Source organism: Dysgonomonas sp. Marseille-P4677 (assembly GCF_016652235.1).
GTDB lineage: Bacteria > Bacteroidota > Bacteroidia > Bacteroidales > Dysgonomonadaceae > Dysgonomonas.
This window is the reverse complement of record NZ_JAEPKU010000140.1, coordinates 1-11,331: the sequence shown is the minus strand read 5'-3', so window position 1 is coordinate 11,331 and position 11,331 is coordinate 1. Positions and strand designations below refer to the sequence as shown.

Here is an 11,331-nt window from a genome sequence, read left to right as displayed (position 1 = left end):
ACATGTTATATAACATTTATGATTCTTGGAGAATAGTCTATAGCAAGAAATCTTTTAAATCAGAATATAAAAGGTCATTATTAATAATATAACTACCATGATCGTGTTTTGGTATTACCTTAAGTGTTGCATTAGTCATTGTCTTTACGATATTCAAAAAGCTTTTTCTGTAAAATAAATCATTTTGTGCAGCAATAACTAGGGTAGGGGTACTGATTACTTTAAGTTCATTGAGATCTATTTGAGGTTGTTCCAACATCATTTTAACTAAAGGATCATTATTCTTTTCATATTCATATTGCAGGTAACTATAAATATTTTTCTTAAAATCTTCCGGTTTCAGATTAACACCCAAAAGAGCCATTTTTTTAAATATATTTTGATATTTAATGCTTAATAATAAACTAATAATAGCACCATCGCTAAACCCGACTACTGATACTTCTTTTAACCCAAGTTTTTTTATAAACTGATAAATATCTTTGGCCATTGTTTCATAACTATAATCTTGAGTTTTTGTACTATCACCATGATTTCTACTATCGATCGCATAAACGGTAAAGTTTTCTTTCAATTTCTCTATCAGTTTGTCAAATATATGATGATCTTCCCCATTGCCATGTAACAAGATTAGAGGATTTCCATTTCCTTCTATAATATAATTCAGTATAATATTATTAACATCTGCTTTCATATTCTAAAAATAATATATGTAATTACAAAAATAATATATGCGACTGACAACAGTATGTCAGTAACATTGTCTTTTAAAATATTAACGAATAATTCATTTTAAATTAAGAAATACGAACTATATGACAAAAACACAATTATTTATCATATCTTTGTACGCCTAACAATTTGTGTCGGTTCTATCCATCCAATATTTCCACCACTATTTGTGAATCATAAATTAAAAAGATGACTGCTAAATGAGCAGATGAATATTAAATGACATTTGAAGAATTAAATATTATAGAGCCAATATTAAGGGCTCTTGAAGAAAAAGGGTATACTAACCCAACACCTATACAACAAACCGCAATTCCCGTAGTATTAAAGAAATCTGACATGTTCGGTTTGGCACAAACAGGAACAGGTAAAACTGCAGCATTCTCTATCCCTATTATACAACAGCTATATGAAAATAAAGTAAGTGGTAAGCAAAGAGAAATAAAAGCATTGATTCTTACCCCGACGCGCGAACTTGCTATTCAAATAAATGATTGTATCAGAGAGTATACTAAATATATAGGACTGCGTCATTGCGTTATATATGGAGGTGTAAAACAGAAATCTCAAACAGATGAACTTAGAAAAGGGATAGATATACTTGTTGCCACCCCTGGTCGTTTGCTAGACCTGATGAATCAAGGGTTTATAAATCTCGACTTTATACGCCACTTTGTTCTCGACGAAGCCGACCGTATGCTAGACATGGGATTTATACACGATATCAAACGCTTATTACCAAGATTACCACATAATAAACAGACTTTGTTTTTCTCGGCAACTATGCCTGCTGCCATAACAGCACTTTCACGTTCTATTCTAAAGGAACCTATAAGAGTGGAGGTAGCCCCGGTCTCTTCGGTTGTAGATACAATACAACAGAGTGTTTATTTTGTAGAAAAGCAAGAAAAAAAAGATTTGCTCATCAACTTATTGAAAAAAGATAAAAAGCAATCTGTTTTAATCTTTTCACGTACGAAGCACGGAGCAGACAAAATTGCCCGTATATTATGTAAAGCCGGAATAGGAAGCGAAGCTATCCATGGTAATAAATCACAGAATGCCAGACAAAAAGCATTGACAAACTTCAAATCACATAAAACTCGTGTATTGGTAGCTACAGACATTGCTGCCCGCGGAATTGACGTAGACCAGTTAGAATTAGTCATAAATTATGATTTACCAGATGTAGCTGAAACTTATGTTCATCGTATAGGACGTACAGGCCGGGCCGGCAAAAGCGGTACCGCCTTATCCTTTTGTGCACAAGATGAACGAGCTTCACTTAGAGATATTCAAAAACTGACAGGTAAGACTTTACACACAGTACCTTTACCAAAATATCCGGCTGTTATTTGATAGATTGTATGTTTTAGATTATAAAAAATAAAAATACTTTCGTTTTTATAGCTCTGAATAAGGAATAGAGAAAGTATCTCCATCAGAGATATTTCCTGTTTGTAGGCCTTTTTTTAACCAGCGTGCTCGCTGAGCTGATGTGCCGTGATTAAATGCATCCGGTACGGTATATCCTTGTGATTTCATTTGCAGTCGATCATCACCGATTTGAGAGGCTGCATTCAAACCTTCTTCTATATCTCCATCTTCTATAGAACGAAAATTCTTATTATCATGATTTGCCCAAATTCCAGCATAAAAATCGGCTTGCAACTCCAATCTGACATTCAGTTGGTTACTCTCTTTTTCATTCAGGCGTTGTTGCTGTTGATGTACTTTATCTAATGTACCTAACAAATACTGCACATGATGGCCTACTTCGTGCGCTATAACATATGCGTACGCAAAATCTCCACCAGCATTCAATTGATCTTCCATCTGATTAAAGAAAGATAAATCTATATACACTGTCTGATCGGCAGGACAATAAAAAGGGCCTGTCGAAGATGATGCATTACCACAGCCCGAACGAGTCGCACCACTAAATAACACCATTTTAGGGGCAACGTACTTCAACCCATTCTGAGCAAAAATTTCGGTCCATATGTCCTCTGTGCCTGCTAAAATAATCTTAGCAAAGTTGGCAGCAGCTTCTTCCTCTGGGGTAGGAGTATAACTTTGTTCGGTATTCAGGTTGCTGGATACTTGCTGAGTCACAACATCTAATGGATTGCCACCCATAAGCCAAACTATCAATCCGACAATAATCATCCCTCCGATACCTAACGACACCTTACCTGATGGGCCTTTTCCCCGACGATCATCTACATTATCACTTGCTCTTCTACCATCCAGTCTCATTATATTTTATCTTTTTATTGTGATTAGACTTATTAAATATACAAACAAGCAAAAATACAAATTGTTTAGATAAGAAACTCCTATATAACTAGCACAGAGATGAAATAATTGTGTAATTCATGACACAAATATTGTTTAACGGTTTTACGGGATGTCTTATTCTGATTACATGCAAAATGTTGTATCTATGTATCAAAAATCAGAGTGAAGGAAATCTCAGAGTAGTTTATAAAAAAAGAGGTATCTTTATTAGATACCTCTCTCAAAATACAAATACATGTATTACTTTTTTGAAGCTTCAACTGAAACTTTACGGAATTCTTTTAATGCTTTTTCGATAGCCAAAGATGATTTTCTAGCACGAGTTCCTGCTGCTTTGTTACCGTTTTCTACTTGAGATGCAGCATCTTTAGCAAATTCTGCAAATAGTTGATTTAAATTTTCTACTAATTCTTTCATAATTTTGTTGTTTTAAAAATTCGGACAAAGATAATCTAATGGCGTAAACAAACAAGAATAACACTTTGTTTATTTTTTAATCTTTTAATTTACACTCTTCTTTGGAAGTACCCTTATTTTACTGATACATCATCACCACTTTTTGTGAAAAAGAATCTAATATAGCAGCCATGCTTATCCGAGTTTTGAATATCTTTGTTGTCAGAACAAAACATATAACCACATAATGCAATCTCACATTTCTAAAATAACTTTTATACTACCATTTAAGCCACGGCGGCCAGCCGGAGGTTTTAGAGTAATGTACGAGTATGCTAATCGTTTAGCAAAACGTGGTTATAAAGTTCATCTCATCTTTCCTATTAAGACTCCACACATGAAGTATCGTCTGCCATATACAGTTCGATATATACTATCTAAGGTGGAAGGCTTTAAAAAAGATCAATGGTTTGAATTCGATCCTTCTATTACGATGTCATATGTACCTAACGTTAAAGATAAATATGTCCCCGACGCCGATATAGTAATTGCAACATGGTGGTCTACTGTATTAGAAATGGGTAAATTGAGTGAAAAGAAAGGTAAGAAAATAAATCTCATACAAGGATTTGAAAATTGGGAAGGAAATGAAAACCTATTATTACAATCATACGATATCAGAAATACAGTAAACATAGTAGTTGCAACTTATCTGAAGAATATAGTATCTAAACATACTAAGAATAGGATCGAATTAATTGAAAGCGGTATAGATAATAAAAAATTCTATATACAAAATAAAATAGAAGAACGCTCTCCAATGACCGTAGCAATGACATATTCGATCCAAGAAATAAAAGGATCTAAGTATGGATTAGAAGCTTTAAAATTAGTAAAAGACCATATACAGGAACTTCAGGTAGAGATGTTCGGGATAGCCCCTTGCCCCGAAGGATTACCAGAATGGATAAAATACTATCGAGATCCTGATAATCTTCGTGATTTATACAATCGTAATGCAATATTTATATCCAATAGTTTTACAGAAGGTTTTGGTTTAGTGTCAGTAGAATCGATGTTTTGCGGATGCGCATTAGTGTGTACTGATATAGAAGGGCATCAGGAATATGCATTTGAAGGAAAAACGGCTTTACTAACAGAAGTAAGAAATGCTGAACAAATGGCTGAAAGAATTATTTATCTTATAAATAATAACGAATATCGTATTTCTCTCGCAAAAGAAGGAAATAGTTATGTACAACGATTTACATGGGATCATGCTATTGATCGTATGGTAGATATCATAGAGAGTTTGTAATTATATACAAAATTACGAGATTCGTAAATTCGATTTATTATTTCTTTTTGCCATCAGCAGTTTAAATGAAAGTTCCATCATCACAAGCAAATTAATATTTCTATCTTTGTTTATATCAAAAAACAGAGGAAGCATGGATAATATAAAGTATGATTGCATCATAATAGGAGGAGGAATTAGCGGTATATCATTTGCTCACTATATGCAAGCAAAAGGTAAAAAAGTGTTGATTTTAGAGAAAGATAAAAATACAGGAGGACAAATACAAACCATTTTTGCAAAACAATACCCTGATTACTGGAGAGAATTCGGTGCACATACCTGCTATAATTCATATACCCATTTGCTTTCGATTGTTAAAGACATTAACGGAACAAACCTTATCCATTCTTTAGGAAAAGGGAGTTATGTGACCTATACAGAGGGTAAGATAAAAAAAATGTTTGCCGAATTGTCTATACCGGCATTAATACTAAATGGTCCTAAAATATTCTTTGCATCTAAAAAAGGGAAAACGGTAAAGGAATACTTCAGTACAATAGTAGGAGCAGGTAATTACAACAGATTATTTAGCCGCCTATTCAGAGCTGTTATTTCTCAAAATGCGGACGAATACCCTGCGGAATTATTTCTAAAACGTCGCAAAAACCGATATAAAGAATTTCCACGCAAATACACATTTAATAAAGGATTGTCCCAATTCCTTAATACTATTTTGGAAAAGGGTAATATGGATGTTATTAAATCGTGTGAAATAACAGATATACAAAGAGATACAGAAGAATATAAAATCATTGCTTTAGGCGGTCAAATATTTCATGCTAAAAACATTGCAATAGCTACTGATCCGCAAACAACTTCCCGGCTAATAAAAAATATTGAGAAGTCTCTTTCCGAACTGTTAGCGTCTATACCTCTATTTCATACTGAATCGATAAACATTATCGTAGCTAAAGATAAGTTAGCTATTGAGAATATTGCAGGTATAATAGCACTTGAAGGTGAATTTCATTCTGCTGTGTCACGTGATTTAGTCGAAGATGAACACTTGAGAAGTTTTACATTTCATTTTGAGAAAGGTAATAAAACAGAGAATGAAAAGCTTGATATTATATGTAATGTACTTAATATATCTCGTAATGATATTCTAGAATGGGAAATGATCAGACATATATTACCTTCCCTGCGAATGTCACATCTTAATCTACACGAGCAGGTCAACAAAATACGTAAGTTTGATAATATTTATATACTTGGAAATTATTTCTACGGCCTATCCATCGAAGATTGTATAAATCGTTCATTTGATGAATCGGAACGTTTTTTATAGAATACTTGAAAGTATTAGAATAAAAAAGATCATCTGAATATTCAAATGATCTTTTTTTTGAGCCTCTTGTCGGATTCGAACCAACGACCCCGAGATTACAAATCACGTGCTCTGGCCAACTGAGCTAAAGAGGCAAGTGGGTAAGCTTACTATATCGCGTCGCTACAACCGACTGCCCTTGCTGCGATCAAACCCTGGGGGATTAATCAGGAGCTGACCGTATAGGACTTACCCGCGACAAAAGTAGATAAATTTTTCATATTCACAAAATGTGAATTCAATTTTTTCCTTTGATTTCCTTTTACTACATTTGTATTGAAAGTCTTTTCTACAAAAAGAAGTTAGGTATCAGAGACTTATAAAAATATCATTTTGTAAAAAATAATTAAGAAAAAAATAAAATAATATGACAGTTGTAGATCGTTTCATTAAATATGTAAAATTCGACACAGAATCGGATACAGAGACAGGTATAACTCCGAGTACTTCGGGACAAATGGTTCTAGCACGTGAATTAGAAAAAGAGCTTCGAGAGATAGGTCTTGAAGACATTACGCTAGATGATAATGCCTACCTAATGGCTACACTTCCCGCTAACACGGAAAAAAAAGTTCCAACAATCGGATTTATAGCTCATCTGGATACAAGTCCCGATCTGACAGGTAAGAATGTTAATCCCCGCATTGTAAAAAATTATGATGGCAAGGATATTATATTAAATAAAGATACAAATGTAGTATTATCCCCAAGTGATTTTCCTGAAATGCTGGCTTATATAGGACAGGATTTGATTGTTACAGACGGAAACACATTGCTGGGAGCTGACGATAAAGCCGGTATTGCAGAAATTATAACAGCAATCAAATATCTGAAAGACCATCCTGAGATTAAGCATGGTAAAATTCGTATAGGATTTAATCCTGATGAAGAAATAGGACTTGGAGCACATAAGTTTGATGTAGCTAAATTTGGTTGTGAATGGGCGTATACAATGGATGGCGGCCCTATAGGGGAACTTGAATATGAAAATTTCAACGCTGCCGGAGTCAAAATTAATATACAGGGTAGGAGTGTGCATCCGGGATACGCAAAAAATAAGATGACTAATGCTCTTATTATAGCAAATAAGCTAATATCGTTGTTGCCGGCTAATGAGAGACCGGAACATACTACCGGTTATGAAGGCTTTTTCCATCTTACCAACATTTCGGGAACAGTCGATTCTGCAACAATAGGATATATCATACGGGATCATAATAGAGAACTATTTGAAAATCGAAAAAAACAAATGCTTAAAGTTGTCGATTTTATAAATCAACTATACCCTGACAGTACAACTGTAGAGATAAGAGACCAATATTATAATATGAGGGAGAAAGTAGAACCTGTAAAACATATTGTAGATATTGCCTTTGAAGCGATGGAGGCTGTTGGTGTAACCCCAATTGTGAAACCAATACGTGGCGGTACAGATGGTGCACAATTGTCGTTTAAAGGATTGCCATGTCCAAACATCTTTGCCGGGGGGCATAACTTCCACGGACGTTACGAGTTTGTACCCGTACAATCGATGGAGAAAGCTGTAGAAGTAATAGTGAAAATAGCAGAAAAAGTTGCTAACTAAACGATGCTAAAGTGAAGATACTAATTTGCATTTTTGTTTTTTTTGCATTAATTTTTGCTTTCCATAGTTATGCTTCTGAAGCCGATGGTTATGATAAAAAGCCTAAGATAAATCCTTCTGAAGTGATAAGAATAGATATCGGAAACGATTGGCAAGAAGATTCTTTATCTTATTTGCAATATATTAATTTAGAACAAGCATATATTTCGGATTCCATACCGCCCTGGATAGTTAAGTTTCCTAACTTAAGAGTTCTTGCATGTTACAACGTACGCTGTATTCCCGAATATGTTGGAGAAATCCAATTAGAATACCTCGAAATTAGTAACTCGGAACTACAGGAATTACCTGAATTTATAATAAAACAGAGACACCTATACGTCTTAACATTAGATAATAATAAATTTACACACATTCCAGAAGGTATAAGCTCATTAGATAGTCTAACAGTACTATTCCTGAATGATAACAGTATTTCGGAAATTCCTGAATTTATTTGTCAGATGAAATCTCTTAAATCGTTATCTCTTTCCGGAAACAACATAAGCCAAATACCTGAATGTATAGGAAATCTCAGAGAGTTGGAATATTTATCTTTATACAATAATGAAATAAGAGAATTACCGGAAAGTATTACTGATTTGAGACGCTTAGAAACGCTAAGTCTATCAGGAAATCCTATAGCAAGTTTACCCGAAGGGATCTTTTCTAAGCCCAACAGACTGGAATCTATTTATATATATGATACTCTTATGGCAAAAGATACACTATTAGAACAACGTATAAAAAAACTAAAGCGTAAGAACTGGGAAGCTAAAAGTGGTGAAAGAGATAAAGAAAGAGAAGAGAGAAGGAGGATATCAGAAGAAAAGGCGCGAAGGAGAAAAGAAAGAGATAAAATAGAAAGTAATAAAACCATAAAACCATAAAAATATAATGAAAAAAACACCATTTACAGATATCCATATTGCTCTAGGAGCAAAAATGCATGAATTTGCAGGATACAATATGCCCATCGAATATTCAGGTATTATTGACGAACACATGACTGTGTGCAACGGAGTAGGAGTATTCGATGTCTCACATATGGGTGAGATATGGGTTAAAGGTCCACGAGCCGAAGCTTTTTTGCAACGAATAATGAGTAACGATGTCGCTTCTCTGGAAATAGGGAAAGCACAATATTCGGCTATTCTAAACAATGAAGGAGGCGTCATTGATGATATTATTGTTTATCATTACGAACCGGAAAAATATATGCTTGTAGTAAATGCTTCAAACATTGAAAAAGACTGGAAATGGTTTAATGATCATAATGACGAATTTGCCGATTTAGAAAATGCTTCTGATAATATTGCTCAATTAGCGATACAAGGTCCTAAAGCATTAGCTACTCTACAAAAGCTTACAAAGATAGATTTGACAAAAATCCCTTATTATTCATTTGCGATAGGTAGCCTTGAAGGCTCTGCTCTGGATAATGTTATAATTTCAAATACGGGATATACAGGTGCTGGAGGTTTTGAAATCTATTTTTATCCTCAATATGGAGTGGACATCTGGAATGCTTTATTCAAAGCTGGTGAAGAATTCGGAATTAAACCTATCGGCTTAGGAGCTCGCGACACTCTACGATTAGAGATGGGATTCTGTCTGTACGGTAACGATTTAGATGATACAACAACGACTATTGAAGCAGGATTAGGTTGGATCACAAAGTTCACAGAGAACAGAAATTTCATAGCTCGTCCAATTCTTGAAAAACAAAAGAAAGAGGGTGTTACCCGTAAACTATGCGGATTCCAAATGATAGAAAAAGGAATTCCACGTCACGGTTATGATATTGTTGATGACAATGATGTGAAAATAGGTGTTGTAACATCGGGTACTATATCGCCAACCTCAAAGATTGGTATTGGCCTTGGATATATAAAACCTGAATACAGTACATTAGGAACAGCTATTTTCATTAAAATACGCGATAAAAAAATAAAAGCTGAAGTGGTAAAACCACCCTTCAGAAAACTATAAAAAAGGGATTCCAGATTGGAATCCCTTTTTCTTTTATCTTTCAACAAAAGATTATTATTTCTTGTCTTTAGAGCAACAAGATTTCTTATTAGCATCTTTTGTGCATGCTTTTTTGTCTTTAGCACATTCTTTTTTATCTTTTGTACACTCAGTCTTAGCTTTAGTACATTCTTTTTTAGGAGTAGTATCTTGCGCCATAACACTTGATGATGCAACAAAAGCTATACACAGAACGGCTGACATTATAAGTTTTTTCATTCTTCTTACTTTTAAATTTAAATTTAAATTAAACACTAATCTCTTGTTGCAAATATAAGTGGGACTTGTCTAAAATTTAATTAACAAAAGTTAAATATTCGGTCGTAATAAATAATCATTCTAAATTAAGCTTGTAAATATTCAAATTTACCAAACTCACTATCAATTACCAACTCTGTTTTATTCGAGCTTTCTACATATCCAATAATCTGTGCATCAATATTATATGATTTTGATATATCAATTACTTCTTGTGCGTACTCAGGAGATAAATAGATTTCCATACGATGGCCCATATTAAATACTTTATACATCTCTTTCCAATCTGTACCGGATTGGGACTGTATTAATTTGAATAATAGTGGGACAGGAAACATATTATTCTTCGTAATTTTCACGTTGTCTACAAAATGTAACACCTTTGTTTGGGCACCTCCAGAACAATGCACCATACCATGAATCACTGGTCTCAACTTATTAAGTATCTGCTTTATCACAGGAGCATAGGTGCGGGTAGGGGATAGGACTAATTTTCCGGCATCAACATCCAATCCTTCTATTTTATCGGTTAATTTCATATTTCCGGAGTAAACTAAATCTAAAGGAATAGATGAATCATAGCTTTCCGGATATTTAGCAGCCAAATATTTAGCAAATACATCGTGACGGGCAGATGTAAGCCCATTACTTCCCATTCCGCCATTATATTCTTTCTCATAAGTTGCCTGTCCACTCGACGATAAACCAACAATAACATCTCCTCCTTGTATTTTATCGTTCGATATTACATCGGAGCGCCTCATACGACAGGTCACTGTACTATCTACAATAATTGTACGAACCAAATCTCCTACATCTGCTGTTTCTCCTCCGGTTGGATAAATATTCACTCCTAATCGAGATAATTCTTCACACAAATCATTTGTACCATTTATAATAGAAGAAATAACATCGCCTGGGATCAACATCTTATTCCGTCCAATAGTAGATGAAAGTAAAATATTATCGGTAGCTCCCACACAGAGCAGATCATCGATATTCATAATTAACGCATCTTGCGCAATTCCTTTCCAAATAGAAATATCACCTGTTTCTTTCCAATATATATAGGCTAATGACGACTTAGTACCTGCACCATCTGCATGCATTATGTTGCAATATTCGGGATCTCCTCCCAATATATCAGGAATTATCTTGCAAAAAGCCTTTGGGAATATACCTTTATCGATATTCTTTATAGCGTTATGTACATCTTCTTTCGATGCAGAAACACCCCGTTGGTTGTATCGTTGATCACTCATGATTTTCTATGTAAATATTGTTTTATTTAATGTTACAAAG

General features: G+C 34.2%; 11 protein-coding genes and 1 tRNA gene. 6 read left to right on the top strand and 6 right to left on the bottom strand.

Annotated elements, in window-relative coordinates:
* Positions 1 to 37: 37 nt before the first annotated feature.
* Complete coding sequence (locus JGH11_RS16960; RefSeq protein ID WP_201113793.1) at positions 38 to 694, bottom strand: alpha/beta fold hydrolase; 657 nt, start codon at positions 692 to 694, stop codon at positions 38 to 40.
* Positions 695 to 951: 257 nt separating this feature from the next.
* Between JGH11_RS16960 and JGH11_RS16955 the strand changes: the two genes are divergently transcribed.
* The gene (locus JGH11_RS16955) at positions 952 to 2,091 is read left to right on the top strand and encodes a DEAD/DEAH box helicase (protein ID WP_201113792.1); all 1,140 of its coding nucleotides are present in this window, start codon (positions 952 to 954) and stop codon (positions 2,089 to 2,091) included.
* Positions 2,092 to 2,136: 45 nt separating this feature from the next.
* On the opposite strand, the gene JGH11_RS16950 is transcribed toward JGH11_RS16955, so the two are convergent.
* Entirely contained in the window at positions 2,137 to 2,991 is an 855-nt protein-coding gene (locus tag JGH11_RS16950; RefSeq protein ID WP_201113791.1) for a neutral zinc metallopeptidase, read from the bottom strand.
* A gap of 282 nt (positions 2,992 to 3,273) precedes the next feature.
* Positions 3,274 to 3,450 (bottom strand): histone H1, encoded by a 177-nt coding sequence (locus JGH11_RS16945; protein WP_201113789.1) that lies wholly within the window; start codon positions 3,448 to 3,450, stop codon positions 3,274 to 3,276.
* 226 nt (positions 3,451 to 3,676) lie between these two features.
* Here JGH11_RS16945 and JGH11_RS16940 point away from each other — a divergent pair, with 226 nt between their 5' ends.
* Together JGH11_RS16940 and JGH11_RS16935 are read left to right on the top strand one after the other, a co-directional pair.
* Positions 3,677 to 4,747, top strand: coding sequence for a glycosyltransferase family 4 protein (locus JGH11_RS16940; RefSeq protein WP_201113787.1), 1,071 nt, complete (start codon positions 3,677 to 3,679; stop codon positions 4,745 to 4,747).
* Between the two features lie 133 nt (positions 4,748 to 4,880).
* Entirely contained in the window at positions 4,881 to 6,077 is a 1,197-nt protein-coding gene (locus JGH11_RS16935) for an FAD-dependent oxidoreductase (RefSeq protein ID WP_201113786.1), read from the top strand.
* A 60-nt stretch (positions 6,078 to 6,137) separates the two neighbouring features.
* On the opposite strand, the gene JGH11_RS16930 is transcribed toward JGH11_RS16935, so the two are convergent.
* Positions 6,138 to 6,211, bottom strand: a tRNA-Thr gene (locus JGH11_RS16930).
* A 272-nt stretch (positions 6,212 to 6,483) separates the two neighbouring features.
* Here JGH11_RS16930 and pepT point away from each other — a divergent pair.
* The 3 genes from pepT to gcvT are packed head-to-tail and all read left to right on the top strand — an operon-like array spanning position 6,484 to position 9,732.
* Positions 6,484 to 7,701: a peptidase T gene (gene pepT, locus JGH11_RS16925; protein ID WP_201113785.1), complete on the top strand. Its 1,218-nt coding sequence runs from the start codon at positions 6,484 to 6,486 to the stop codon at positions 7,699 to 7,701.
* A gap of 11 nt (positions 7,702 to 7,712) precedes the next feature.
* Complete coding sequence (locus tag JGH11_RS16920) at positions 7,713 to 8,630, top strand: leucine-rich repeat domain-containing protein (protein WP_201113784.1); 918 nt, start codon at positions 7,713 to 7,715, stop codon at positions 8,628 to 8,630.
* A gap of 7 nt (positions 8,631 to 8,637) precedes the next feature.
* A complete protein-coding gene (gene gcvT, locus JGH11_RS16915; RefSeq protein ID WP_201113783.1) occupies positions 8,638 to 9,732 on the top strand; it encodes a glycine cleavage system aminomethyltransferase GcvT in 1,095 nt (364 codons plus the stop codon).
* Positions 9,733 to 9,786: 54 nt separating this feature from the next.
* On the opposite strand, the gene JGH11_RS16910 is transcribed toward gcvT, so the two are convergent.
* Positions 9,787 to 9,990 (bottom strand): hypothetical protein, encoded by a 204-nt coding sequence (locus tag JGH11_RS16910; protein WP_201113782.1) that lies wholly within the window; start codon positions 9,988 to 9,990, stop codon positions 9,787 to 9,789.
* Positions 9,991 to 10,115: 125 nt separating this feature from the next.
* Entirely contained in the window at positions 10,116 to 11,291 is a 1,176-nt protein-coding gene (locus tag JGH11_RS16905) for an AIR synthase related protein (RefSeq protein WP_201113781.1), read from the bottom strand.
* Positions 11,292 to 11,331 lie beyond the last annotated feature (40 nt).